Origin of the sequence: Candidatus Avedoeria danica (assembly GCA_016703025.1) — a bacterium.
GTDB classification, from domain to species: Bacteria; Chloroflexota; Anaerolineae; order Epilineales; family Epilineaceae; genus Avedoeria; species Avedoeria danica.
The window spans coordinates 906,628-933,247 of sequence record JADJCV010000004.1 but is presented as its reverse complement, the minus strand read 5'-3'; the positions used below and the strand labels follow the sequence as shown (position 1 = coordinate 933,247).

The following is a 26,620-nucleotide window of genomic DNA, read 5'->3' as shown; positions in this document are numbered from 1 at the left end:
CGCCTTGGCTCGGCGCTCCGGCAACGGATACGGAAATGCCACCAGCCCCGCCCGCCCCGCCATGAACCAGGGGTTCCCGTAGCAACGGAGAAGAATCCAACGCTAAGGGAACCCCTACCCGTGCAGCCAGCCACCAACGGCCGCCATCGCCAACATCACCGCCCCCGCCAGCACCCCGGCGGCCACATCGTCCAGCACGACGCCCCAGCCCCGCCCGATCCGCTCGAGCCGGCGGATCGGGCCCGGCTTCCAGATGTCGAACGTCCGGAAGAGCACGAAGGCGAGGGCGAACGTAAGGAGCGCCGGCCGCGCCGGCCGCAGCACCGCCAGCCAGACGCCGATCGCCTCGTCCAGCACGAAGGCGCGCGGATCCTCGTCGCCGGTCTGCTCGGCCATGCGCCGCGCCGCCCACGGCGCGACGGCGAGGGCCGCGGCGATGAGCGCGAGCATCGTCGGCCCGTACGCGCGCGCCGGGACCGCCGCCGCGACGGCGAGCGCGGCGGCGGAGGCGACGGTGCCGGGCGCAACCGGGAAGCGGCCGATCCCGCCGAGCGTGCCGAGGATGCGGGCGGGCGACGGGCTCAGATCGAAAGGCCGGTGGTGGCGCTCATCGCCTTGCGGACGTAGAACCAACCGGAGTAGAGGGTGAGCAGCAGCGTCGCCCAGATGACGACGCGCACCGTCCAGAGGAACCACGCGGCCTCGGTGCCCGTCGCCAGGACGATGAGCAGGCCGGAGATCGCGATGACCTGCAGGACCATCTTGTACTTGCCGGGCTTCTCCGCCTGGAAGTTGATGCCCTCGCTCTCCATCCAGCCCCGAATGCCGGTCACAAGGAACTCGCGGGAGACGATCACGACGACCATCCACGGCGCCAAGAGCACCCGCGTGGCCGTGAAGACGGTCAACAGGACGAGCGCGCCGGCCACGACGACCTTGTCGACGAACGGGTCGGCGATCCGGCCGAAGACGGTGACGATCCCGCGGCTGCGCGCCAGGTAGCCGTCCACGGCGTCCGTGATCGTGGCCAGCAGGAACAGGACGAAGCTCACCCAGACGCCCGTGGCCGTCCCCGGGCCACGCACCCGCCTCGACCAAGGACAGGGCAAGCAGCGCCACCAACCCGACGACGAGCCGGGCCATCGTGATGCGGTTGGCGATATTCATGCAAGACATCCCATTCGACAACCCATTCGTCCGGGCGGCGGCGATCCGCACGGCTGCGAGTGTAGCATGGCCGTGGCACGGCCCCGCGCAACCGGGCGCACGGACATCGCGCAGCCGCCGTCCATCACCGCAACAGCGTCTGCGCCCGGTCCGGCCCGACGCTCACGATCGACACGGGCACGCCGACGGCCGCCTCGACGAACCGCACGTAGGCATGCGCCGCCGCCGGCAGCGCGTCGACCGAGGTGCAGCGTTCCATCGGACCGTCGAATGGCTCCAGGTCGACGTAGCTCGGCTCGCAGCGCGCCAAGTCCTCGGCCAGCGCCGGCGGGCTGTCGATCGTCCGGCCGTCGAGGCTGTAGGCCACGGCCACCTTGAGGGACGGCAGACCGGCCAGCACGTCGAGGAGCATGAGCGCGACGCGCGTGGCGCCGGTGAGGCGGACGGTGTGGCGCAGGAGGACGAGGTCGAGCCAGCCGCATCGCCGCGGGCGGCCCGTGGTCGTGCCGTACTCGCGGCCCCGTTCCCGCAGGCGCTCGCCGATCGCGTTCGCCTGCTCGGTCGGCATCGGCCCGGCGCCCACGCGTGTCTGGTAGGCCTTGGCAATGCCGATGACCTCGCGCGCGCCGCCCGCGATCCCGGCGCCGGAGCCGATCCCGAGCGCCGTCGTCTGGCTGGCGGTGGCATACGGATAGGTCCCGTGGTCGACGTCGAGCAGGCAGGCGTTCGCGCCCTCGTACAGGACGCGCCGCCCGGCTGCGACCGCGTCGCCCAGACGGCGCGCGGTGTCCGTGACGCGGGGTGCGAGCGCGGCGGCGTCGGCGGCCGCGGCCGCGTCGATCGCCGCCGCGTCCAGCGGCTCGAAGGACGTTGCTGCGACCTCGGCGAGCGCCCGGAGCGTCGCGTTCTTCAGGGCGGTGATTCTAGCGATTCGGGCCGGGCGATCCGCAGCGTACAGGTCGGCCACGCGGACGGCCGTCGTGCGCAGCGCCTTGTCGGCGTAGCACGGTCCGATGCCGCGGCCCGTCGTCCCGACCGCGGCCGCCGCGCCGGCGACACGGGCGGCCGCCGCCTCGTACAGCCGGTCCTCGACGGGGTGCCACGGCATGACGACGTGGGCGCGCTCGGACAACCAGACGCGGCCGATCGTGTCGACACCATACGCTTCGAGCGCGTCGAGCTCGCCGCGCAGGCCGGCAAGGTCCACCACGACCCCGTTGCCGACGATGTTGTCCGTGCCCGGATGGAGCACGCCGCACGGCACGAGGTGAAGCGCGTGGCGCTGCCCGTCGACGACGACGCTGTGGCCCGCGTTGGCGCCGCCGTTGAAGCGAACGACGACGTCGTGCCGTGCGGCCAGCCAGTCGACGATCTTGCCCTTGCCCTCGTCGCCCCATTGCAGGCCGATGACGGCCGTCGTCGGGGACTCGACCGCCCATGCGGGCAGCGACCCCGCAGTCCGCCCGTCGGGTGGGACCATCGGTTCGCGGTCCACCGCCATCGACGTCAACCTGGTGTCCGGCATCGCTCGCCTCCTCTGGCGCAGGCCCGACGGCGACGCGGCGCAAGGGCCGTGCGCGCCGCACCGAGGCCTGTTGGGTCGAGCTTCGCCTTCTGCCGCCGGCGCGCCCGGCGGCGATCCGCGCCCCGCCGTGGCGGGGTGCGCTCGAGGACGTGTCATGCGCGCAAGCCGTGAGGTTAGCATCCGACGGGCCTGCGCGCCTAGAATCCCGACCCAAGACGGATCCCGACCGATCGTCGGACCCCGCCCCCCTCGACGGATCACCCTCCATGACGGACACGACAACGATCCAGCTCGTGCGCGACGTGCGAACGCACATCGCCGACGGCCACCCATGGCTGTGGGCGGAGTCCCTGGCCCGCCGGACGGACATCCTGACCGGCACGACGGTGGACGTCGTGACGCCCGACGGCCAGTTCGTCGCCAGCGGCCTGTACGACAGCCGGTCGCCGCTGGCCGTTCGGCTGTGGTCCCACACGGTCGGCGAGCGGATCGACGAGGCATTGATCCGGGCCCGCGTCGAGGCGGCATGCGCCCGGCGCCAGCGGGATGTGCCGCTTGTGGACACGGACTGTCTGCGGCTCGTGCACGGCGAGTCCGACCACATGCCGGGCTTGATCGCCGACCGCTATGCCGACGTCGCGGTCGTGCAGGCCGACACGCCGGCGGTGGCCCACCTGTTGCCTGCGTTCGCTGCGGCGCTGTGCGAGGCGGTGCCGTTGGTGAAGCACGTGATCTACAAGCCGCAGCGCCGCCAGCAGGGCGATGGGCCGGCCGTCGTCGCGCTCATCGGCGAGCTGCCGCGCGGCCCGGTGCGGGTGCGAGAGAACGGACTGGTGTTCGACGTCGACATCGTGCGCGGCCACAAGACCGGCGCCTACCTCGACCAGCGCGACAACCGCCGCCGGATCCGGGCGCTCGCGAAGGGCAAGCGCGTCCTGAACCTCTTTTCGTACACCGGCTGGTTCTCGGTCGCGGCGGCCGCCGGCGGCGCCGTCGCCGTGACCAGCGTCGACGTCGCGGCCGGCGCGATCGAGGCCGCGCGCCACAACTTGGCGTTGAACGGCTTCGACCCGAAGAGCGGGGCGTTCCCGTGCGTCGTCGAAGACGTCGAGAAGTGGCTCGAAGCCAACACCACGCAGTGGGACATCATCATCGTCGATCCGCCGAGCATGGCCGCGTCGGCGTCGGGCCTGGATCGCGCCACGGCAGCCTATCGTCAGCTGAACCGGCTGGCGATCGCTCGGACGGCGCCGGGCGGGCTCTTGTTCACCGCGAGTTGTTCGAGCCACCTCGATGCCCGGACGTTCTCCCGGCTCGTCGACGACTCCGCACGCGACCGCGGGGCCAAGGTCCGCATCGTGGGGCGCTACGGCGCCGGTCCGGATCACCCGACGCCGCGCTGGTTTCCCGAGGCACGCTACCTCACGATGTTGCAGGTGGTGGTCGACGATCCGGGCCAGGCGCGGCAAGATAGGCCGCCCCGGCGCAGCAGCGCGCCGGGCGCGGACGAGCGGCGCTACGGCGGTTCCCCCGCGCCAACGCGCGGCGGCCGACCGGGCGCCCCACCGAAAGGACGGCCCAGTGCACCCTCCCGCCCCGGCGCGCCGCGCCCCGACCGCGACCGCCCTGCCGGCTCCGCTCGCCCGTCGCGCCCCGACGGCTCCCGCCAAGGTCCGCCACAGGGCAGGCCGAGTGGTCCGTACAAGGGTCCTTCCCAAGGTCCTGCTCGCCGTGATGGCGGCGGCGACGCTGGCCGGCCGCAACGCCCAGGCGGAGGACCGCGCGGTTCCGGTGGGGCGGTTCGCGCGGGCCTGGTGGCTCCGGCGGCGGCGGTTCACACGGCTCCGGCAGCGGCGGTTCACGCGGCTCCGGCAGCGGCGGTGGTTCGCGCGGGCCTGGTGGCTCCGGCGGCGGCGGTTCGCGCGGCTCCGGCGGCGGCGCGGGCGGCCGGCCGGCTCGCACAGGCTGAGCCGGCGTTCCGGGAATGGCGCTGCGATGCCCGAATGGGCCTGGGGTGCGGCGCGATCGACTTCGTGGCGATCGACTTTCCGTCGCCGCAGGTCGGCTGGGCGGCGGGCAAGGGCGGCGCGGCGCGCGCGTGGGCGGCGTCTGGTCGCGGGTCGCGACGCCGGAAGGCGCTTCGTTCAACGCCCTTGACATGATCAGTTCGGACGAGGGATGGTTCGCCGGTACCGGTCCGGACGTCGTCCACTACAACGCCGGCCGTTGGGACCGCGAACCGTTGCCCAAGCCGACGTGGGTGCGGGACATCTGGATGGGCACGGGCGAGTGGGGCTACGTCGTCGGCTCGACGTTGACAGGCGAGAACGGCCGGTTCTACCGCTACCAGCGCGGCCAGGGGTGGTCGACGGTCGACTTTCCCGAGGTCACGAAGGCGTTGCATGCCGTGGCGTTCGCCAGCGCGGACGAGGGCTGGGCGGTCGGGGCGCAGGGCACGGCGCTGCGCTGGCACGGGAACAAGTGGCAGCAGGTGAACACCGGCCTCGCGGTCGCCCTGAACGGCGTCGCCGTCTTCAGCGCGGACGAGGCGTATGCCGTCGGCGGGAACAGCACCGTCGCCGTCTGGAACGGCCAGCGGTGGCAGCAGGAGGACGGCGGCACGAGCGCCTCGCTCATCGGCCTCGACATGCCGAGCCGCACGCTGGCTTGGGCCGTCGCCGAGGACGGGACGCTCGTGCGCTTCGACGGCGAAGACTGGATCGTCAGCGACAACCCGACCGGCGGCGTGCCGCGCGCCGTTGCCATCGCCGACCCGGCGCGCGAGGACGTCTGGGCGATGGGCCGGCGGGGCACGCTACTGCACGGTGTCCGGGGCGACTGGCAGGGCATCTACGTGCCGCTTGTCGCCGACTTCAACGACGTGGCGATGGTCGGTGCGGACGGGGCGTGGGCGGTCGGGGGCGGCGGCGTGATCGCCCGCTGGGATGGAGCGGACTGGCACCGGATCGAGAGCCCGACCGAGGCGACGCTGCTGGCGGTGGACATCTCGTCGCCGGATACGGGCTGGGCGGTGGGTGAGAGCGGGATCATCCTGCGCTTCGACGGCCGGACGTGGCAGCGCAGCGACCGCCCGACGACGAACACACTGCACGCGGTCGTGAGCGTCGGGCCGGACGACGCGTGGGCGGTCGGCGACAGCGGAACGATCCTGCACTTCACCGCGGGTGCCTGGTCCGCCGTCACGGGTCCGACCGGCGCGTCGTTGCGCGGCGTGAGCTTCGTCGACGCCGCGAACGGCGCGGCGGTGGGGCCAGACGGGCGCAATTCTGCGCTTCGCGGATGGTGTCTGGACGGCCGAGCGCTCGCTGGGCGGCGGCGCGCTGAACGACGTCGCGATGCTCAGCCCGACGGCCGGCTGGGCGGTCGGGGACGGCGGGACGATCCTGTACATGGACCGCGGCCGCTGGCAGGGCTGGCCGAGCCCGGAGACCGTCGATCTGACGTCCGTGGCCGCCGTCGCCGACGGCGAGGCGTGGGCCGTCGGCCAGAACGGCACGATCCTGTTCCTCGACGGACAAACGTGGCGCCTCTGGCCGCGCGCGTTCGACGACCGCGTGGAAGGGCTCGACTGCGCCGACGACACGGCGTGCTGGGGCGTCGGCGGCAGTGGGACGCTTGTCCGCTACCGGAAAGTGCGGCTGTCGGGCGTCATCCACCTGCCGTTCCTGGCGCGGCGGTGGCCGTGAGTCCAGTGGGTCGCTGTCGTCTGCGTGCGGCGCGAGATGAGCGCCACGGGTGTTGACGGTCGCCGGACGTGCGATCAGCGGGGCGCTCGGTGCCGCGCTCGTCGTCGGTGCGGTCTTCTCGGCCGTGCGCCTGCTCGTCATGCCGCGCGCTTCGCGCGACCCGATCGTCACGTTCGTATGGATCGTCATCCGGCGCGGCCTTGACCTCTACCTGAAGCACCTCGAGTCGTTCGCGGCGCGCGACGCCGTGATGGCGGCCTACGCGCCGATCGCGACGATGTGCCTCCTGCCGACGTGGCTGGCGATGACGCTGCTGGGCTTCGCCGGGCTGTTCATCGCGACCGGCAGCCCGTCGTGGCGCCACGCGCTCGCCGAGAGCGGTTCGTCGCTGCTGACGCTCGGCTTCGTGCAGCCCAAGGGCACGCTCCAGACGGCGCTGGCGTTCACCGAGGCCACGATCGGCCTGATCCTCGTCGCCCTGCTGGTGGCGTACCTGCCGACGATGTATGCCGCGTTCGCGCGGCGCGAGCAGGCAGTGACGATGCTCGAGGTGCGGGCCGGCACGCCGCCCACAGCCGTCGACATGGTCCTGCGGCTCCACCGGGTGGGCCGGCTGGAGAGCAACGATGCGATGCAGCCGCTGTGGGCGGGTTGGGAAGGGCTCTTCGCCGACATCGAGGAGAGCCATACGACGATCCCCGGCCTCGCCTTCTTCCGCTCGCCGCGCGCCGAGCGGAATTGGGTCACCGCGGCCGGAACGGTGCTGGATACCGCGGCTCTGGTGACGAGCAGCGTGGCCATCCCGCGCGACGCCCAGCGCGAGCTCTGCCTGCGGGCCGGCTTCATCGCGCTGCGTCGCATCGGCGACGTGTTCCGGATCCGCCACCCTGCCGACCCGCACTTCCCGGCGGATCCGATCAGCATCGACCGCGCCGAGTTCGACGATGCGCTCGATCGGCTCGCCGTGGCGGGCGTGCCCGTGGTCTCCGACCGCGACGCGGCGTGGCAGGCGTTCGGCGGTTGGCGGGTGAACTACGACGTCGTGTTGCTCAGCCTGGCCGCGCTCGTCATGGCCCGCCGGCGCCGTGGACGAGCGATCGGTCGGCGGCGGGGCGGATCGTGGGGTGATGGCGTCGGGTCGGACGCCGTGGTGGGATGCAAGGTGTGAACGTGACGACCGTTCAGGTTCGAGTGTTACGAAAACACGAGGTCTCTCGTTGGCACCGCTGCGTTGTCCACATGCGCCTAGTTACTCATTAGACGCGGGAGAAGGGCGATTCGAGGCTGTTTGCCGTCCACTAAGTGCGCCTGACGGAGTCGTTAGACGCAGGTCTCTTGGAGACCCTGGCGCGAAGTCCGGACGCCCTGCCGTTACCCATTGAACCAATACGGGAACCCCAATACCAACTATGACCACCAGCGACCATGATTCACAGTTCACCGCCCAGACGATGGAGGACGCCATCCGGCTCTTCTCCGTCGTTGGCATGCCGGCCAGAGGGCTCTCAGCACGCACGAGGGTCGAGTACGGCAACGATCTAGCGGAGTTCGCCCGATTCGTTGCGGATCGTGGCCTCTCACAGCTTGGTGAGGTGTCCCTCCAGCACCTTGAGGCCTACCTCGCCCACTTGGACGGCCGCGGGCTCAAGGCCAGCTCGACGAATCGGAAGGCCCAGGCCTTGAAGAGCTTCTTCCGGTTCCTCCACGATCAAAGCGTCCTGTCCGAGAACATCGCTGCCCGGCTCGTCCCGCCGCGGATCCCCAGGCGGGAGCCTCGGTTCCTCAGCGAGGTCGAGTACAAGGAGCTTCTGCGCACGTGCTCCCACAGCCCGCGGGATGCGGCGCTTGTCGAGCTTCTTCTGCAAACCGGCATGCGGCTGTCTGAGGTTGCCGGCCTGACGTGGGCTGATGTGGAGCTGCCGGCGAAGGTGACGCCCGAGCCGGACAACGTTGGGCACGCCCGGATCACCCGCAAGGGCGGGAAGGTTGTTCTGGTGCCCCTGAACTACAAGGCCTGCCGGGTGCTCAAGACATGGAAGAGCACGAAGCACAAGCGGGAGGCAGGGTGCGATGCCGTGTTCGTCTCGAAGTACGGCTTGAGGCTCTCCAAGCGGGCGATCCAAGACACCGTGGCCAAGCATCTGGCGGCCGCGAAGATCCCTGGCGCCTCCGTCCACAGCCTCAGGCACACGATGGCCACCCACCACATCGCCCGCGGCACCGACCTCAAGACGGTACAGGAGACTCTCGGGCATGCCGACCTGGCGACGACAGCACTCTACGTGTCCCTTGCCAAGCAGGCTCAGAAGCGGGCGCTGCAGGAACATGCCCTATGATTCTAATCCCAGTGATACTGCATCAATACAGGAAGTATGACACGATGAAGAGGAAGACGTGTTGCAGTCATAACTATAGTCGGCACCGGGGTTTCATGAGGAACGGCCGACTCTGTGGCCGTTCGAGGTGTCGTATCATCCAAAGACCCACAGATTCGTTCCAATCTCACAATCGAATTCCATTGACCACTAGCCAAAACAGATGTTGAGTCGCCAACGCTATCACTGTCTATCGCCGTATCACTGAAGGCAAACGGTCCTAGATACCACGACGCAACAGCGATAACAGTCTGGTCCCACACCTCCCGATTTCGAACCCACGCAGTAGTGGAACCGGTTGCTACTATGCACTCATCTCGCGCCACAACGCTCAATACAGGCTCGTTAGTGACTAACAATTGCTGTACGCTGTCATTATTAACATCGAACTGCCATATCCCCGTGGTTGCGGCGATGAGAACCACCCCCCGCCCATCATAGTGTACATTTGACGCCATGCCATCAATGCCGTCAATGCGGTTAATATTGCCCCGCGAATCACATACAATAACGCTCGTTCCGACGGCGATGGCACTTTCATTATTCAAACCAGCGACGGCGAATATCTCGTCACCCGCTATGTGGCACCTCACACTCCACGTGTCATCCGTAAGCTGCAATACTTCCACCTGCCTCGCCGGAATCTCGGCACCTCGTGTTGATGCTACCGCCCACCCCCCCGCATGCTCGAAATAGTCGATATCCCAAATAGATAACTTTGTTGCATTGTATTGGATACGATAGTCACCGCCCGGCGTTCTCTCAATGAACACTGGCTCTTCGCGTGGCAAATGCTCGGCCGACCCGAACCATGTACCCTCATCTCCAACTGCAACTGATATTATATCAGCTTCCGATTCGATGTCTGTCAACTCACTCCATCCCGTATTTCGTGAGATGCGCTCGACTGGAGATCCCCCGCCCCCAACCGCTATACCATAACCATCTGCGCGAACTGATAATCTGGTGAGATTACCTTTGTCATACCACAAAGTGCGATGGCTTGTATTTCGAGAATCCATATATCGACTAAATATACCGTTTTGATAAATTACCATGGTGGCCATTGATCCGACAAAGTATACCTTGTCGTCGATTTCCTCAATTGCATTAAATGGATCGTTCAGCCCGCCGCCTCCATCAAACGCGGGTTTCCATGCCGCGCCGTCAAATCTATATATGATAAGTCCATCTCCTACCGCCCAACCACTCTTGACAATAAAGTCCACGATCATGCGACCGCCGACAATGACTTCTTGTCGCTCCCATTTCCCGTCCCTGTAAACGGCCATTAGTGGTCGTTCGACAAACGATGATCTACCGGGATTCTCGACAAGACAGAACCCACCAACATAGAGTTCGTCATTCTCGGAATACTTCACCTTGTTGATTGTGCATCCAAGCCACTCATCTCGAAATACTTCTAGGGCTTCGGGGCCAATAATCGCAACCACACCGTCTCCGCCGACGGCGATGTTTCCAGATTTTGATTCGGCAACAGACCACAGGATGGTGTTTTTAATTGAATATACTACTGTTACTTCTCCGTTATCGTATCTCGCGACAATTCCGTCTCCAGAAGCAACTCGGCCGGAGAGAATTATCGCCTCGCTATGCATGGACGAAACCAGTGCAGTCATAGAACAAACAAGATCGAGATGAAAAATCTCTATGGCCTTGCCAACTATCTTTACAAGATCACAAGACGGACCAGCTGCCCATACGACGTCACCATCTACGTCCATTGCGGTCAATTCTGTATTATCGTCGAATATCTTTATCGCTCTCCATGACTGCCCGTTGTACATCGCAATACCATTACCCGCGGCGCCTATCATATTTCCGTCCGCGTTTACTACCACATCCATCAAGCCAATAAATCCGCCGAGTTCAAAGTTTGTGTCATTCGTTTCTGCCCCAACACTTGTATTGCTTGACATCAAAAAGCACAACGATGCAATGGTAACAAGAAATGAGCACACTCGGCCGGCCGAACCCGTTACAAGGGTGTTCGTCATCGGATAAAACGCCTTATGTCAAGCGGGGTCAGACGCCAACTAATCCTCCTATAGGCGCGCCGGTGTGTCAACCCAAACGCCCTATGCTCTCCATCCGTTCGTGCCGCGACCGCATATTGGCTGGTCAAGCCCCGCCGCCGCCGCGAAACCAGTTGAACATTCATTTTCGCATGACCTCGAATCGCCTTCGCAAACAACGGTAAACATTAAGCAATGGGCTGAAAGGATGTCTAGCCCTTTCAGCCCATTGCTTCACCTTGCGCCAGCTCGTTTTCCGTTCAGCACCTACAGCAACTGCCTCATCTCCCCCTAGATCTTCCGATCATGGTGTTGCGGTGGGCAGGGGTGTAATCACTGGCGTGCCCGGCACCGCGGTTATCCACGTTTCCGTAATGTTCCGCTCTGGTGTTGACACTGCGGTTGGGAGGTCGGATATCCACCCTGGAGCAACGGTCGGAGTCGGATTCCCAGTGGCGCTTGTGCGACTCAACGGATGCGGCACTTGGATTGCTGCAATCGCGATACCGACAAGAATCAGCGCTCCAATCCACGGTCGCGTTACGTGGCGTAGTATCTGCTTCATTCGTGACCTCCTTTGTGCCAGGCCTGTCGGTCTGGATCGCCCTTCATGTTTCGGCCGATAGGACTTTTCTATTCGCCGTCGCACATGTCAAACCCTTCTGGCACTTCAGTTGGAGTGGGATCATTATGATGAATGTCGTCGTTGTCTGGAAGTACTCTGAATCTCCAAATCCGCCGCTGCCTTTATCGATAAAGTAGCGGGGGTCCTCAAGTTTGTTTACCGTTCTGTCCGCTAGGAATGTTAGGTCGAGATTAGCTCCGTTCTCAAGTAAATAGCGCGTGTTAAGATGGCCAGAAACGCCCATGTCGTGGAGATCAGACATGTTTTCCCCGCCGACTCGTATAACATTTGGAGAAAAACTCCCTGGCATTACTTGAGGTCTTGATGCAAATGTGGTTCCATTAATACTTACCTCAAATTGCCAAAGGGACTGGGCGTGGTTCGGATCCGCAAATCCAAGCTTCTTCACGTGAACGTCTACGCGTGTCGCCGGATCCACAGAAACATCACTGGTCCCGTTCTTGAATGGGGCAGGGAACGCAGATCCTACGCCACCATTAAGAACCCCTGTGCTCCAATATGGACGCAACTCTACGGACTGCGAAATGTCACACCTCTTTCGGATACCAACCTCCAGCCATCGAGTGGTAGTGCTTTGGCCTGTTGGTGGATCTATGATCCACATTACTTGCGATGTATGTCTGAGCTGAGGGCGGCCCGCTACATCCATTTAACCATTCATCTGCCACCTCAATCGTCTGATCCGCCTGCACAATCTCCAAACTCTCGACGGCCTCAACGCGCGCAAATTGGCGCACCGTATTGACTGGACATGTTTGTGCAAACACAGTGACTTGCGCCGGGGACAGTACAATCGCGAGTGCGATCATGGTCAGGAATACAAATCTCTTCATTTCCCCATCTCCTTTTGCGTCGCGGGTAGACACATCTTTCCCCATCCTTGGTCAGACATCGCCCTTCAGTGAGCTGGTGATCGCGTAGTGTTCCTGTCGAGATAAGAGCACGGTTCACCATTGAGGGTATGTATCTGTTTGGGAGGGGAGGGGTGATCCAACGGCGTCAGCATAAGTCGTGTTGCGGGGACTGTCAATTGATCGTGTCTCAAATTCGATGAGTCCCTGTCAGTAAGCTCGATCTCTTACTCTGTCCAGAAATTGTCTCAAATTGTCGGTCGGCGTCTACCGTGTCGCCGGCGACCGGTTGAGTTGGTCGCGGTTCGAGATTGCATCCCGCGCTAAGACCGAGCGAGCGGTGCTATTGAACTGCCAGGTGTCGCGAGTAGTCACGGTTCAGCCTTCTGGTAGAGGTTCCAGCGCTCGACGAGAAAACGCTTCCTTAATCGGTCATCGATCATCTCCTCGTCTGTCGGCCTATCGTGACTCATCCGTCTGTTCGCGGAATCGTCGGAGTTTATCGCGAGCACGGATGAGTTTTCCGTCATGTTCCCACTCTAAGTATCGTCTGTGGCAGGTAGGATAAGGCGGAAAGCTCTGAGGTAATCTACGCCACGATGTTTTTGTGTCCAATACCCAAATGATTGCACTAAATATTTCTCGGTCGTCCCGCCGATGACGTCCCGATTTGTGCGGGTGTTGCTTTTGTGCTAGGAGTGGCTCGATAAGCTGCCATTCCTCATCGGTAAGCTTCGCCGGTTCTTCAGGCGCACGGATAGACATCAGTAGGCGTCCTCGGGGGGAAGGAGACTCTGATCTGGCCGAGCTCAGCGAACTCGAATCCCAACGATAGAGCAGCGCGCGTGCGGGTCCAAACCGCCTCTCCGATCGTTATCGATGTCATTTCCATCAGAGGGGGTGGGCCACACCGGCGTTGGGGAAGCGCGTTTGGTCCAACGAGATCCCTTCCCCGCCCCCACCGCCCGGACGGGCCCTACGCCGCCCTTTCTGTTTTATGTCCGGTAGCGACGGATCGCCCTCTGCAATACCGCCGCAGCGAGGGCTACTAGTGAGTCAGTTAATGATGGGCTACCCCGTGGATGGCGACTACTGAGCGGCAAAACGTTGGCGGACCGGATCGCCCACGGATTGCCCGCACCCATCACACCGCATTCGGCTCAAGCACAACCGCATCCGCCGCGTCAGCGCCTCCACCAACCTCCCACCGCTTGTCCTCGGACAGCGCGATCGGATACTGGCCGTCGAAACACGCCATGCAGAAGTCGCCGCGGTCGCCGACGCACTCCTTCAGGCCGTCGACGGTGATGTAGCGAAGCGTGTCGGCGGTGAGGAACGCGCGGATCCCCTCGACGTCGTTCTGGGAGCCGATCAGCTCGGCGCGGGTCGGGGTGTCGATGCCGTAGAAACACGGGTTGGCGGTGACCGGGCTGCCGACCCGCAGGTGGACCTCGCGCGCGCCGGCGCCGCGGATCATCCGCACGAGCTTGCGGCTGGTGGTGCCGCGGACGATCGAATCGTCGACGAGGACGACCCGCCGCCCCTCGAACAGGTGGCGGACCGGGTTGAACTTCATCTTCACGCCGTCGTCACGGCGCGCCTGCTCGGGCCGGATGAACGTCCGGCCGATGTAGTGGTTGCGCACGAGGCCCAGCTCGAACGGCACGCCGGATGCTTGCGCGTAGCCGAGCGCGACGGCGTTCGAGCTGTCGGGGACCGGGACGACGAGGTCGGCCACGACCGGGTCATGCCGCGCCAGCCATCCGCCGATCCGCTTGCGGACGTCGTAGGCGTAGCGGCCGAACACGAGCGCATCCGGACGGCTGAAGTAGACGTGCTCGAAGACGCAGTGCGCGGGCGTCGCCCGGCCGTCGCGCGCGGCGACGACGTCCGGATGCGCGAGGCGTTCGACGCCGTCGGCCGAGAACACGATGATCTCGCCCGGCTGGACTTCGTCGATCAGCTCGGCCCGGTTGATGTCCAGCGCGGTCGTTTCGCTGGCGACGACCCAATCGTCATCGACGCGCCCGAACGTCATCGGCCGGACGCCCCACGGGTCGCGGACGGCGTACAGGCGGTCGGCGACGAGCAGGCACGCGCTGTACGCGCCCTTCACTTCGTTCTGCAGGCGGCGCAGCGCGTCGACGATGGACAGGCCGTCGTCGTTGTGCCACGTCGCGACGAGGCGGAGCATGAGCTCGCCGTCGTTCGTCCCCTCGAAGGCCATGCCGCGGGCCTCGAGCATCTGCCGCAACGCCCAGTAGTTCACGACATCGCCATTCGAACACAGCGCCATCGCCGTGCCGCCGGGCCGCGCGTCGAGAAACGGCTGCGTGTTCTCGAGGCGATTGCCGCCCTGGGTCGGGTAGCGGACGTGGCCGATTCCGATCCGGCCGTTGAACTCGGCCGATGGTCGCTGGTGGAACACCTCGCGCACGAAGCCGAGGCTGCGGTGGAGCCGCAGCGCTTCGCCGTCGGACAGGACGATGCCGCATGCATCCTGGCCGCGGTGCTGCATCTGGAAGAGGCCGGTGACGATGTCGTCCAAGCCGTCCCGCGCTGGCGAATAGAAGCCGATGACGCCACACATGGCGTGCTCCCGCTGTGGTTCGGACCCGAGAGGGGTGGTCAGACCGGTGCGCACCGGATCCGGACGGGGAGACGGACCGTCACGCGTCCCGCGGACGGTAGACGTTCGTCGCTTCGGGCAGAAGGTCGCGCACGATCTCACCGATCGTGGCAAGCACCGTCCAGTCGTCGGTACCGGAGAGCACGTAGAGCTTCCAGAGATCGCGGTAGCTGCGCTCGAGGTCGCCCAGCCGCGGGATGCGGTCGTGATACGCGGCGAGCGGTTCGACGGTCGAGGCGCCCGGGAAACGGACGTGCGTCTGCGCCTCCTTGAGCTGCATCCGCCTTGCCGGGCAGTATAGCACCACGAGCGGGACGTCCGTCATGCCGCGACGCTCAAGGCCGTCGGCCACCGCGGCCTCGAAAGCGGCGCGTTCGCCGTGCTGGCCGCGGGCGAAGAAGCGCGCGACCAATGCCTCCTGGGCCTCGGCGTTCGCGTAGCGCGGGAACACGCACGCGCGCTTGAGGAGCCGGCGGCTGGCGAGGCGCTCGAGGAGCTCGGTCTGTCGGCTGAACGCGGACGGCTCGGTGGGCAAGTGGCCGGCGAGGAGGGCCTTCAAGCTCTCGTCCGTCTGCGTGTACAGCGATTCGGGGGCGAGCCCGCCGCTGATCAACGCGTTTTCGACGAGCGAGGCGATGATCGCCGAAGCGGAGATCTTGGCGTGGTGGTAGTAGACCCGCTCGCTGAAGAAGTAGCGCGCCTCGAGCACGCGAACGAGCTCGGAGACGATGTCCTCGCGCACGAGGCCGCGCTTGGCGACATCGACGTAGAGGTGGCCGGAGGCGCGATCGACCATGAAGTAGTCCATCACGCGCGGGTCGTACAGCAGGTTCAGACCGGTGTAATAGGCGTCGCGCTTGAGGTAGTCCAGAATGTCGGCGCAGATCGTGTCGGACAGGATCTCGCGCCAGTACGGCGGCACGGTCGGCCCGTCGCCGACGCCCGGCGGCAGGAGGACGGACAGGACCTCGCGCCGGATCCCCATCCCGTCCAGCGCCGCGCCGAGCGGTGTGGAGGGCGCGAGCGCGCGCTGGAAGCGCTCAGGGCTGTCGTGCCGCTCGAGGATCCCGCTCTGGTCCTCGATGCCGTGCCCGAACGGGATGTGCGTGACATCGTGCACCAGCGCGGCGGCGCGCACGATGCGCGCCTCGTCCGGCGCGATGCCGATCCGCTCGAGCGGCGCCCGCTCGCGGCTGCGGTTGATCGCGTCGATCATCCGGGCCGCGACGTGCAGCGTGCCGAGGCTGTGCTCGAAACGCGAGTGCTGCGCGCCGGGGAAGACCAGGTAGGCCGTGCCGAGCTGTCGAACGCCCCTCAGTCGCTGCATGTCGGGCGTATCGAGGAGCGAGAGCTCCTCACCGGTCAGCTCGATGTCACCGTGTACGGGATCGCGGATTACCGCGCCGCGCCTTCGCATCGCTTTCCTCGCGTCGCTCGCCTGAGCGGAAGCTCAGCTTGATCGGCGTTCCGGCAAAGCCGAAGCGCTCCCGGATCTGGTTCGTGACATATCGCTCGTAGCTGAAGTGGACAAGCTCCGCGTCGTTCACGAAGAAGACGATGTGCGGCGGCGCGACGCCGACCTGCGTGGCGTACTTGATCTTCAGGGGCCGCCCGGAGCGCGAGAGCGTGTGCTTGGCCTGCAGATCGGCGACCAGCCGGTTCAGCTCCGCCGTCCCGATCCGCATCCGGCGCGACGCATCCACCGCCATCGCCTGCTCGACGAGCTTGATGACACGCTGGCCGGACAGCGCCGAGATGAAGACGACGGGCGCGTAGTCCAGGTGCTTGAGCGCATCCCGCACGATCCGTTCGACCTCGATGGACGTGTTCGTGTCCTTTTCGACGAGGTCCCACTTGTTCACCGCGATGATCGCCCCGACCCCGGCCGCCTGCAGATAGCCGCCGATATGCGCGTCCTGCGCCGTCACGCCGTCGACGGCGTCGATGACGAGGACGGCAACGTCGCACCGTTCCAGGGCACGGAGCGCGCGCAGAACGCTGTACTTCTCGATGCCGGGCTCGATCTGCCCGCGCCGCCGGATACCGGCTGTATCCACCAGGACGATCTCGTCGCCGTGGTAGCGCAGCGGCGTGTCGACGGCGTCGCGCGTCGTGCCAGCCAACGGGCTGACGACGGCACGCTCGTGGCCGACGAGGCGGTTCAGGATGCTGGACTTGCCGACGTTCGGCCGGCCGATGATCGCCAGGTGCAGGCGGGTGTCCGGCGCGGGGTCCACGTCCTGGCGCGGCAGATGCGCCACGACCGCGTCCAGCAGATCGCCCGTGCCGATGCCCTGAATCGCCGAGATGAGCATCGGCTCGCCGATGCCGAGCGTCCAGAACTCCGCGGCGTCGAGCGCGCGCGTCCGCTGCTCCGCCTTGTTCACCGCGAGCACGATCGGCTTGCCGCTCTCGCGGAGCATCTGCGCCACGTCGCGGTCGCCGGCCGTCGGTCCAGCACCGGCGTCCGTCAGGAGGACGACGACGTCCGCCTCCTCGATCGCGACCAGCGCCTGGTTGCGGACGGCCTCGGCGAAGGCGTGCTCATCGTCGGCCGCCAAGCCGCCGGTGTCGACGACGACGAAGTCGTAGCCGGACCACTCGCTGCTGGCGTACAGGCGGTCGCGCGTCGTGCCGGGGATGTCCTCGACGATGGCAAGGCGCTGCCCGACAAGACGGTTGAAGAGCGTCGACTTGCCGACATTCGGCCGGCCGACGAGGGCGACGAGGGGGAGGGGCATGCGACCACCAAGGGGATCGGTCGATGACGGCGACCGCGTGACTGGATCGGGAACGAAGGTCGATTGTAGCATCCGCTGTAGCATCCGCCTTGGCACCCGCGGCACCATCCTCCCCGCCGCCGTCCGGATCACGGGCGGTTCGCACGGCGCGATGGGCGTCCGTTCACGTGCCGCATGCCCCGCTTCTCACTCCAGCCAGGAGGACGATCGATGACCAAGGTGCCCGATATCCTGACCGCCGCCGAACGGGCCGCTGCCCTGTCCGCGCTCGACGGTTGGACGTACGCCGACGGGGCGCTGCACAAGGCGTACGCGTTCGCCGGCTTCGTCGAGGCGTTCGCCTTCATGACCGCCGGCGCCCTGGCCGCGGAGCGACTCGACCACCACCCGAACTGGTCGAACAGCTACCGCAAGGTCGATGTGTCGCTCTCGACCCACGCGGCGGGCGGCGTCACGTCGCTCGACATCGCGCTGGCGACGGCGATGGAGGGCGTTGCCGCTCGATTATTGGCGTGAAGTCAAAAGTTGATCGTCATCACGCATTGATTCGATCACGCTATTGACGTGAGCGCCAATAATCACTATCCTCGTCGCAAGGAGTTTGATCGCGTGCGCAAGGTCCTTGAATCCTGTCCGACATGCCAGAGCCCGCTCGACGTCACGGAACTGCACTGCCCGGCCTGCGAGACGACCGTTCGCGGTCGCTACCAGGGCTGCACGTTCTGCCGGCTATCGCCCGAGGACGTCCGCTTCGTCGCCTTGTTTGTCGCCAGCCGCGGCAACGTGAAGGAGATGGAGCGCGAGACGGGTCTCGGCTACTGGACGATCCGCGGCCGGCTGGGCGAGGTGATCGATCGCCTCGGTCTCGGCGCCGCCGAGCCGCCGATCGATCGTCAGCGCGACGTCCTCGAGGCCGTTGCCCGCGGCGAGCTGACGGCGGCCGACGCCGAGCAACTGCTCGAGGCGTCCGGAGGTGGATCGCGCGACGGTTGAACTCCGCCTAGTACTCCACCACTGAACATGCTCGTGGCGGCCACCAGAGTAGGGAACCCCTAGAATCCACAGTGGTGGAGTACTAGTCGCAGGATCGACGCGGGTCGACATTTACCCCTGACGATCCACCTGGATCGAGCGAAGGAGCGATGGACGATGGCCAGCGAATCGTTGCGGGTGTTGGAGAGCCTGGCACTGGGCGAGATCGGGGTGGACGAGGCGGCGCGACGACTCGCCGCCATCAACGACACCGCGGCGCCTGAGCAAGGCGTAGGGCGACCGGCTGCGACCGCGTCCCTCGGGGCGCCCAGCCCGCCGGCACCGCCGATCGCGCCGCGACAATCCATTCCGGCCGCGCCGCCCGCCCCACCGACGCCGAGCCGCGATCGGGCGGCGCACTTCGAGCCGGGATGGGACATTCGCACGAGCGAACTGCGCGCCGCGCTCGCTGCCAGCGGCGGCACGGCCGAGTCGGATCGCGAGCTCGACGCACTGCGGCAACACGGCGTCACGCCAGAGCGCATCGCGGCGTTCGCCGCCGCCGGATTGCGCGGCGTGTCCGTGCGCGATCTCACGTGCATGGTCGACCACGGCGTCCGCCCAGCCCATGCCGGCGAGCTGCGGCGGCTCTTCCCTGACATCGCGATCGACGACCTTGTCCGCTTCACCGACCATGGCGTCCGGCCGAGTCTGGTTGCGGCGCTGCGCCGGGCGTGGCCGGCGCTCGAGGCGCGCGACATGATCGAGTTCGCGGATCACGGCGTGTCTCCGGCCGACATCGAAGCGATGCGCGACGCCCTTGGCGCGAGCCTCCGGCCGCGCGACATGATCGAGATGGCGATCCACGATGCAAGCCCCGACCTCGTCGCGGCCGCAACGATGCATGTCGCGGACGTCCGGCCAGGGGATGTCGTCGCGATGGCGATCCACGGCGTCACGCCCACGGACATCCGCCGCTACGCCGAGTACTTCGGCACGTTGGACGCACGCGATGTCGTCGACGCGGCGATCCACGGTGTGGATGCGCGGGCGGCGGCGGCGTTGGCGGCAGAGGGGGCGGCGGCAACGCTGCGGGATGCGATCGAGCGCAGCATGCACGCGTGCGGCGACGATGGCTCGGCGGATGACGATGGCTCGGCGGACTTCATTGACGCAAACGACGACGCCGACGCGATTGCAGAGCGCTAGTGGACACGCAGCCTGCTAGAACCCGTTCACCGTGCTGCACCGGCGGAACGCCTCGTACCGGCTTCGCCGCCCGCACGTGTCGCCGGTGAGCGAGATGCAGAGTTCGGTGCGCCCGAACGGGCCGGGGCTGCGGTCGAGCCGCAGCCCGCCTTCGAGAATGACCGACGCGCCGGCGCCAACCGTGGTGTCCGGACGGGTGGCGTGGCCGTACGTCTCGCTGCCACCGGCCGAGTTGAGCGCCGTCACGTTGATGTTCGCCAGCGTGACCGGGAAGCCGGCGCCGTTGCCGACCTCGACCCGGTATCGCACGACGAGGTCGCCGTCACTGCGGTCCGCGCGCGCGTCGCGGATCGACAGCGCGAGCTCGATGTCGTCGGGGCTCCCGCACTCCGGGGTCGCGGTCGCGGTCGGCGTGGCAGGCGGCAGCGGCTGCGGCATGCTCGGCGGCGCGGTCGGTGCGCGCAGCGTCGGCACGATGAGCGGCGGCGGGTCAACGGCATAGCGCCGGACAGCGGTCGGGACGGCCAGGACGGCAGTTGCCGCCGGCGGCGCCTCGGTGCCGACGACCACGAGCACGGGCTCGCCGCCGACCGCGCTGACGAGCGAGGCCCCGGTGTTCGGGCCTTCGACCGGACTGCTCTCGGGGCCTGAAGCGGCCGACAGGAGCGGCTCGGCCGGCGCGTCGGGGGCGATCGGCGGAGCTTCGACGGCGACGGTCGCGGCATCGGACTCGGCACGCCGCATGGCGTCGTCCGGCCGGGCGATGGACTCGGGCGACGGCGTCCGAAGGCTCACCGGCGCGCGCCGTCCGATCGGGATCACGGGTGCGGTGACGGACTGCGCGAGGGCCATGCGCCGTTCGTAGGCCTGCTGGACATCGTGCCCACCCGACGCCAGGAAGATCAGGCAGAGGAACGCCACGATCGCGGCCCAGGCGTCGAGCTGCCTGCGCCGTACGGAGGAGTACGAGGCCCGCTCGGTCAGGACGGTGTAGGCCAGCGCGGTCATCACCGCCGCCGCCAACGCCATCGTTACGATCTGCATGTGGCCGAGTATACCGTGTCGCAGTCTGTCGGGGCAAAGTCGGCGCCGCGCGAACCGCCCGCACAACATATAATGGGTGCCATGATGACACAACCGACCGGTCCGGGTTGGCTCGATCCCCGTATGGCGGCGTCGGTTGCCGAGATCCGTGCACTCCTCGCCGACCTCGCCGATGCCCTTGACGGCACGGTCGAGCGGCCGGACGGGATCCGGCGCGTGCGGCAGGCGGCCGAAGACCTTTCCTCCCTCCTGCTCGTCGTTGTCGTCGGCGAGTTCAACGCCGGCAAGAGCGCGCTGATCAACACGCTGCTCGGCGGACCGTACCTGGCCGAGGGCGTCACGCCGACGACGGCCGAGGTGCAGTGGCTCGTGTTCGGCGACGCCGCGGAGGCGCGGGTCGCCGGCGATGTGCTGTGGCGACCGCTCCCGGCGCCACGCCTGCGCGAACTCGCGATCATCGATACACCCGGCACGAACGCCGTGCTGCGTGAACATGAGCGGTTGACCCGTGAGTTCGTGCCCCGGGCCGACATCGTCGTGTTCGTGACGTCGGCCGATCGCCCGTTCCCGGAGAGCGAGCGCGACCTCATGTCGCTCATCCACGCGTGGCGCCGCCGAACCGTCGTCGTGGTGAACAAGATCGATCTCGTGCGCACCGATGCCGAACGGGCGGAGATCCTCGAGTTCGTCGCCGCACAGGTTCAGAACCTCATCGGCGAGCCCGTGCCGGTGCTGGCCGTATCGGCGCGACGGGCGCGCGAGGCGCATGCGCTCGGGCAGACCGACGCCGACTGGGCCGTGTTCGACGCTTGGCTGACCGAGCACCTGACGGCCGAGGAGGGATTGCGCCTCAAGCTCTCCAGCCCGCTGGCCCTTGCCGAGCGGGTGGCGGCCGATGCACTGGCCGAGATCGGCGCGCGGCAGGCGGTTCTCACGGCGGACGGCGAGATGCTGGCCGCGATCGACGTCGAGGCGGCGGCATCCGAGCAGGCGCTCCGGCGCGAGCACGCCGGCCGCTTGGACACGATCGACGCGCGGATCCAGGGGTTGCGCGAGCGCGGCGAGTCCTTCCTGGACGAACACATGCGTTTGGCGCACATCCGGGCCCTGCTCGACCGCGAAGCGCTCAAGCGGGCATTCGACGAAGAGGTGATCGGCGCGACGCCGACGCACGTGGCAGCGGACATCAACGCCGAGATCGACTGGCTCGTCGAGCAGGAGGAGCAGCGCTGGCGCTCGCTGCGGGTACGACTGGCCGAGACGGCCACGTCCGGCCGGCTGGAGACGCTGGCGCTGGAGGCCGGTCCGGGCTTCGCCAGCCGCCGCCAGGCGCTCCTCGGCACGATCGGACGTCAGGCGGCGACGGTGCTCGCGGCGTTCGACCCGGACGCCGAGGCGGCACGGCTCGAGTCGACGGTGCGCGAGGCGTTGGCGCACACCGCGCTCCTCGAAGTCGGCGCGCTCGGCCTTGGTCTGGCGATCGTCTCGCTGAGCGTCTTCGACGCGACCGGGATCGTCGCCGGCAGCGCGCTCGGAATGATCGGCCTCGCCGTGCTGCCCTATCGCCGCCGGAAAGCGGCGCTGGCGATGCGCGAGCGCCTTGCCGAGCTGCGTGCCGAGCTGCGCACCCGCCTCACCGACACGTTCGACACCGAACTCGCCGCGTTCGACGGCCGGCTGAACGCGCTGCTCGAGCCGTATCGCACGTTCGTGGTGGCGGAGCGCTCGCGCCTGGACGTGGTGGGCCATCGGCTCACGGCGATCGGCGACGAGGTCGGTCGGCTGAGCAAGTCGGTTGGCGCGCGCTGACCATTCGGTTACAATTCCGTTAATCGTTCCGCGGCCGGGTGTCCGTGCGTTCGAACGACCCGCCCGACAGACCCGCGCCGTTGGAGGCGAATCGTGCCCGTTCGTGCTGCAGTGATCGCGTCGCTCCTCTCGGGGGCCGTCGTCGCCGGCTGCACGGTGCGTGTGGAGAGCACGCTCGTGCCGATCGAGACCCACCGCGCACGCCTCGAAGCGGTGCGGACGCACGCCGTGCCGCAGACCGTCGAGTACGTCGATCGACACGGGCAGCCGATCGCCGAGCTGGCCGAGGAAGGCCACCGCATCTGGGTGCCGCTGTCGTCCATCCCCGAGTCGGTGCGGGCGGCGGTGATCGCCACCGAGGATCGGACGTTCTACCACAACGGCGGCATCGACAAGCGCGCCGTTGCCCGCGCCGCGCTGCAGAACGCGTCGGCCGGCGGCACGGTGTCGGGCGCATCGACGATCACGATGCAGCTCGTACGCCTCGTCGCGTTCGAACCGGCGGAGCGCTTCGATCGGTCGATCGAACGCAAGGCGCGCGAGGCCTATCTGGCGGCGGAGCTCGATGACCGATACAGCAAGGCCGACCTCCTCGAGGCCTACCTGAACATCGCGTACTTCGGACGGCGCGCCTACGGCATCGAGGCCGCCGCGCAGCGCTTCTTCGGTCGGCACGCGCTCGATCTCGACCTGGCGCAGTCGACGTTCCTCGTGGGGCTCCTGCAGGCACCGTCGGCCTACGATCCGGACACGTCCCTCCCGGCGGCTCGCGCGCGGCAGCAAACCGTGCTCGACTCCCTCGTTGCCGTCGGCGCGATCGACGCCGCGTCGGCGCGCAGTGCGTTCGAGGCGCCGCTGACGTTCGTCACGCCTCCCCCACCGCCGCCGCGGCTCGTCGGCCACTTCGTGGATTATGTCACCTCAGAGGTCGAGCGCGTGCTTGGTTCGGCACGCGCCAGGCAGGGCGGGTTCCGGGTCGTGACGACCATCGACCCGGCGTTCACCGAGGAAGTCCGCGGCATCGCGGAGCGCCACGTCGAGAGCTTGCGCGCCGCGCACGACGTCGGCGACGCGGCGGTCGTCGTGATCGAACCGGCCACGGGCGAGATCCGCGCGATGGTCGGCGGGATCCGGTACGACGACCCGAACGGCGGCCAGGTGAACATGGCCGTCGAACCGCGCCAGCCGGGCAGTTCGTTCAAGCCGCTGACGTACGCCGCCGCACTGGCAAGCGGGTGGTCACCGTCGAGCGTCGTGTGGGATGTACCGAGCCGGTTCGGCGCCCGGTCCGGACGCGTACCGGCCGGCGAACTACGACGGCCAGTACCGCGGACCGGTGCGCCTCAGGCGTGCGTTGGCGAACTCGCTGAACGCGGCGGCGATCAACCTGCTGGCCGAGGTCGGCGTCGAGCCCGTGCACGCGCTCGGCCTGGCGCTCGATCTGCCGCTCGACCCCGATCCGTGGCACTACGGGCTCAGCCTGACCCTCGGCGGCGGCGAAGTGCCCCTCGTGAAGCTCGCCAGTGCGCTCGGAACGTTCGGCCACGGCGGACGGCACGTGCCGGCGACGGCGATCGAGCGCATCGAGGATCTGGCCACGGGACGCGAGCTGTGGCGGAACCCGGCACTGGGTTCGCAGATCGTCTCGGCGGACACGGCCTGGCTGATCGACGACATGCTGAGCGACGCGGCGGCGCGCACGCCGGCATTCCCGCGGCCGAGCCCGCTCGAGCTCTCGTTCCCGGCGGCAGTCAAGACCGGCACGACGAACGACTTCCGCGACAATCTGACCGTCGGTTGGACATCGTACGTCGTCGTCGGCGTCTGGACCGGCAACAAGGATTCCCGTCCGATGCGCAACGTGCTCGGGATCACCGGCGCCGCACCGATCTGGCGCGACGTGATGGAACGCCTGCACGCCGACGCCGACGTGCTGGCGAGCTTCGGCGACGGCGCGCCGCCGGTGGAGGGCTTTCCGCGCCCGGCGAACATCGTGACCGCCCCGGTGTGTGACCTTTCGACGCTCACCGCCGATGGCCGGTGTGCCCGGCGCGACGAGGTATTCGCGGCCGGTCGGAGGGCCGGCGACGACGGCGTCGCGTTCGCGTGGTTCGATCCGGGTGGGGGCACGTGCTTCGACGGCCCTGCCGGAGCGGGCGCGGCCCGCGTCGGCCTTTTCCTGCCGCCAAGCGGACCGGTCCAGGAGGCGGCGCTGGAGTGGGCGCGCCAGCACGGCACGCTGATCGCGCCGCCCGGCTGTCGGGCGAACGGCCTCCAGCTCGCCCGGACGATGCGCTGACCAACGGGTCGAGTGCGGCCAACCTGAACAACGCAACCGATCGGCGACCCGCTGCGTATGCGTCCGGCAGCGCTACACCTTGCGGCGCCGCGCGGCGTGTCGTCCTGGCCGGCGGTGATCCGGCATGCACATGGAGTACCCCGATGAACGACTGCACCGAGACCGTCGACCGGCGGCGCCCGTCGCCCCGCGGACGGACAACGCTCGTCCTCGCCGCCGGCGTGGCGGTGTGCGCCGCCCTCACTCTGGCGGCCGGCCGCGCCAGCGCGGCCACGTTCAGCGAGAGCGATGACGACGGCTATGTCCTGCCGGCCGGCGAGACCGTGAACGACAACCTCTTCGCCGCCGGCTTGAAGGTCACGATCGACGGCACCGTCGACGGCGACCTATTCGCCGCGGGACAGGAGGTCATCATCAACGGTACGGTCACCGGCAACCTGTTCGGGGCGGGCAGCCGGGTGCACTTGGCCAAGGGCGGACACGTCAACGGCGACATGTTCGCGGGGGGCAGCGAAGTATCGGTCGCGGGCCAGTTGGACGGCGACCTACGGGCAGGCGGCACCGTCGTACGCGTACTGGACGGCGGCACGGTCGGCGGCGAGCTGATGGCGGGCGGCTTTCATGTCGGTGTGGACGAGGGCGGCACCGTTCGCCGCGGGCTGTACGCCGGCGGCAACCAGGTGGCGCTCGACGGGGCGGTTCACGGCGATGTCGAGGTCGGCGCCGGCGCCGTCCGGTTGAAGGGCAAGCTCGACGGCGACGTGAACGTCGTCGTCAGCGCCGACACCGGCGGCGCGCCGCCGGCCGCCCTCCTTGCGATGCTGCCGAACCAGCCCGCGATCGACATGCCGCCGTCGATCGCCGCCGGCGTGGATGTCGACCCGAGCGCCGAGATCGGCGGCGACCTGTCCCTCACCGGGCGGAGCGAGCCGAACGTGCCGACCGGCGTCGTCGGCGGCAAGTCATCGTTCGAGGCGCAAGCCGCGGCGCCGGTCGAGGAGGCGGAGCCGGCGGACACGGCGGCGGCGGTCGCGTTGCGGTGGTTGAAGCGCACGCTGGCGCTCATCGTCCTCGGGTTGATTGCGCTGAGCGTGCTGCCCGGCGTCCTACGCTCGGCAACGGACGGGTTGCGGAACACGCCGCTGGCCAGCGGGTTGTGGGGCGTTCTCAGCCTCGCTATCACCCCGATCCTCATCGGCTTCGTCCTCGTCGGGGCGATCGTCGTCTCGTTGATTCTCCGCTACGTGCTGCTCGGACAGCTCATCATGCCGTGGCTGGCGGTTGCGGCGCTGCTCATGGCGGTGTTCACCGCCGGCCTGTACGTTGCCGTCTGGTGCGGCTACGCCACGGTGGCGATCACACTCGGCCGGCTGTTCGGTGGGCGGCTGCGCGAAGAGCGGTGGATGGCGCTGCTGGCCGGCGCCCCGATCGTGGCGCTGGCGATGGTGCTCCCGGTCGTCGGAACGCCGGCCCGCTGGCTGATCATGGCGTTCGGTCTCGGGGCCATCCTCCTCCCATGGGTGCGGAGCTGGCGCTCGGCGGCGACGGATCAGCCCGGAGCGATGCCCATGCCGGCGGCATAGATGCCAAGGCCGGCGGGTTGATCGAGC

The 26,620-nt window shown here is 67.5% G+C and carries 21 protein-coding genes and 2 pseudogenes; 12 read left to right on the top strand and 11 right to left on the bottom strand.

The genetic code is table 11. The features are described 5' to 3' along the window. Nucleotides 1-114: 114 nt before the first annotated feature. The 3 genes from IPG72_07120 to IPG72_07110 all read right to left on the bottom strand — a co-directional run bounded on the left by IPG72_07120 (nt 115) and on the right by IPG72_07110 (nt 2,647). Nucleotides 115-633 (bottom strand): phosphatidylglycerophosphatase A, encoded by a 519-nt coding sequence (locus IPG72_07120; protein MBK6768767.1) that lies wholly within the window; start codon nt 631-633, stop codon nt 115-117. After that, nucleotides 582-1,052, bottom strand: coding sequence for a CDP-diacylglycerol--glycerol-3-phosphate 3-phosphatidyltransferase (pgsA, locus tag IPG72_07115; GenBank protein MBK6768766.1), 471 nt, complete (start codon nt 1,050-1,052; stop codon nt 582-584). The genes IPG72_07120 and pgsA overlap by 52 nt, the downstream gene beginning before the upstream one ends. 239 nt (nt 1,053-1,291) lie before the next feature. Continuing rightward, nucleotides 1,292-2,647: an adenylosuccinate synthase gene (locus IPG72_07110; GenBank protein ID MBK6768765.1), complete on the bottom strand. Its 1,356-nt coding sequence runs from the start codon at nt 2,645-2,647 to the stop codon at nt 1,292-1,294. Nucleotides 2,648-2,958: 311 nt separating this feature from the next. Between IPG72_07110 and IPG72_07105 the strand changes: the two genes are divergently transcribed. From IPG72_07105 to IPG72_07090, 4 genes are all read left to right on the top strand, one after another. Next, nucleotides 2,959-4,854 carry a class I SAM-dependent methyltransferase gene (locus IPG72_07105; protein ID MBK6768764.1) on the top strand — a complete coding sequence of 632 codons (1,896 nt, stop codon included), beginning with the start codon at nt 2,959-2,961 and terminating at the stop codon, nt 4,852-4,854. Beyond that, entirely contained in the window at nt 4,851-6,455 is a 1,605-nt protein-coding gene (locus tag IPG72_07100) for a hypothetical protein (GenBank protein ID MBK6768763.1), read from the top strand. Before IPG72_07105 ends, IPG72_07100 begins: the two co-directional genes overlap by 4 nt. Next, nucleotides 6,449-7,567, top strand: a complete 1,119-nt coding sequence (locus IPG72_07095; GenBank protein ID MBK6768762.1) for a hypothetical protein — start codon at nt 6,449-6,451, stop codon at nt 7,565-7,567. Before IPG72_07100 ends, IPG72_07095 begins: the two co-directional genes overlap by 7 nt. A 241-nt stretch (nt 7,568-7,808) precedes the next feature. Next, nucleotides 7,809-8,735, top strand: a complete 927-nt coding sequence (locus tag IPG72_07090; protein MBK6768761.1) for a tyrosine-type recombinase/integrase — start codon at nt 7,809-7,811, stop codon at nt 8,733-8,735. A gap of 2 nt (nt 8,736-8,737) precedes the next feature. Here IPG72_07090 and IPG72_07085 read toward each other — a convergent pair whose 3' ends face one another. The 7 genes from IPG72_07085 to der all read right to left on the bottom strand — a co-directional run bounded on the left by IPG72_07085 (nt 8,738) and on the right by der (nt 17,677). Beyond that, nucleotides 8,738-10,792 carry a hypothetical protein gene (locus IPG72_07085; protein MBK6768760.1) on the bottom strand — a complete coding sequence of 685 codons (2,055 nt, stop codon included), beginning with the start codon at nt 10,790-10,792 and terminating at the stop codon, nt 8,738-8,740. Nucleotides 10,793-11,418: 626 nt separating this feature from the next. After that, nucleotides 11,419-11,844 (bottom strand): hypothetical protein, encoded by a 426-nt coding sequence (locus IPG72_07080; GenBank protein MBK6768759.1) that lies wholly within the window; start codon nt 11,842-11,844, stop codon nt 11,419-11,421. A 139-nt stretch (nt 11,845-11,983) separates the two neighbouring features. Beyond that, nucleotides 11,984-12,322: a hypothetical protein gene (locus tag IPG72_07075; GenBank protein ID MBK6768758.1), complete on the bottom strand. Its 339-nt coding sequence runs from the start codon at nt 12,320-12,322 to the stop codon at nt 11,984-11,986. 444 nt (nt 12,323-12,766) lie between these two features. After that, nucleotides 12,767-13,072 carry a transposase gene (locus IPG72_07070; GenBank protein ID MBK6768757.1) on the bottom strand — a complete coding sequence of 102 codons (306 nt, stop codon included), beginning with the start codon at nt 13,070-13,072 and terminating at the stop codon, nt 12,767-12,769. Between the two features lie 379 nt (nt 13,073-13,451). After that, nucleotides 13,452-14,897 (bottom strand): amidophosphoribosyltransferase, encoded by a 1,446-nt coding sequence (purF, locus tag IPG72_07065; GenBank protein ID MBK6768756.1) that lies wholly within the window; start codon nt 14,895-14,897, stop codon nt 13,452-13,454. 79 nt (nt 14,898-14,976) lie between these two features. Further along, nucleotides 14,977-16,353 carry an HD domain-containing protein gene (locus tag IPG72_07060; GenBank protein ID MBK6768755.1) on the bottom strand — a complete coding sequence of 459 codons (1,377 nt, stop codon included), beginning with the start codon at nt 16,351-16,353 and terminating at the stop codon, nt 14,977-14,979. Next, nucleotides 16,310-17,677 carry a ribosome biogenesis GTPase Der gene (der, locus tag IPG72_07055; protein ID MBK6768754.1) on the bottom strand — a complete coding sequence of 456 codons (1,368 nt, stop codon included), beginning with the start codon at nt 17,675-17,677 and terminating at the stop codon, nt 16,310-16,312. The genes IPG72_07060 and der overlap by 44 nt, the downstream gene beginning before the upstream one ends. A gap of 210 nt (nt 17,678-17,887) precedes the next feature. Here der and IPG72_07050 point away from each other — a divergent pair, with 210 nt between their 5' ends. The 3 genes from IPG72_07050 (at nt 17,888) to IPG72_07040 (ending at nt 19,858) form a co-directional block, all read left to right on the top strand. After that, nucleotides 17,888-18,193 (top strand): 4a-hydroxytetrahydrobiopterin dehydratase, encoded by a 306-nt coding sequence (locus IPG72_07050; GenBank protein MBK6768753.1) that lies wholly within the window; start codon nt 17,888-17,890, stop codon nt 18,191-18,193. A gap of 93 nt (nt 18,194-18,286) precedes the next feature. Next, complete coding sequence (locus IPG72_07045) at nt 18,287-18,670, top strand: DUF2089 domain-containing protein (GenBank protein ID MBK6768752.1); 384 nt, start codon at nt 18,287-18,289, stop codon at nt 18,668-18,670. 156 nt (nt 18,671-18,826) lie between these two features. Next, nucleotides 18,827-19,858, top strand: coding sequence for a hypothetical protein (locus IPG72_07040; GenBank protein MBK6768751.1), 1,032 nt, complete (start codon nt 18,827-18,829; stop codon nt 19,856-19,858). A gap of 15 nt (nt 19,859-19,873) precedes the next feature. Here the strand turns inward: IPG72_07040 and IPG72_07035 are convergent, their stop codons facing one another. Continuing rightward, nucleotides 19,874-20,902 (bottom strand): hypothetical protein, encoded by a 1,029-nt coding sequence (locus tag IPG72_07035; GenBank protein MBK6768750.1) that lies wholly within the window; start codon nt 20,900-20,902, stop codon nt 19,874-19,876. Between the two features lie 81 nt (nt 20,903-20,983). Between IPG72_07035 and IPG72_07030 the strand changes: the two genes are divergently transcribed. From IPG72_07030 to IPG72_07010, 5 genes and pseudogenes are all read left to right on the top strand, one after another. Next, on the top strand, nt 20,984-22,711 hold the full coding sequence (locus IPG72_07030; protein ID MBK6768749.1) for a dynamin family protein: 1,728 nt from the start codon (nt 20,984-20,986) through the stop codon (nt 22,709-22,711). Nucleotides 22,712-22,801: 90 nt separating this feature from the next. After that, nucleotides 22,802-23,512: pseudogene (locus tag IPG72_07025) on the top strand (transglycosylase domain-containing protein). Between the two features lie 315 nt (nt 23,513-23,827). Continuing rightward, nucleotides 23,828-23,974: pseudogene (locus IPG72_07020) on the top strand (hypothetical protein). Beyond that, nucleotides 23,973-25,010, top strand: a complete 1,038-nt coding sequence (locus IPG72_07015) for a hypothetical protein (GenBank protein ID MBK6768748.1) — start codon at nt 23,973-23,975, stop codon at nt 25,008-25,010. Before IPG72_07020 ends, IPG72_07015 begins: the two are co-directional and overlap by 2 nt. 143 nt (nt 25,011-25,153) lie before the next feature. Beyond that, entirely contained in the window at nt 25,154-26,593 is a 1,440-nt protein-coding gene (locus tag IPG72_07010; GenBank protein MBK6768747.1) for a polymer-forming cytoskeletal protein, read from the top strand. The last annotated feature ends 27 nt before the right edge of the window (nt 26,594-26,620 follow it).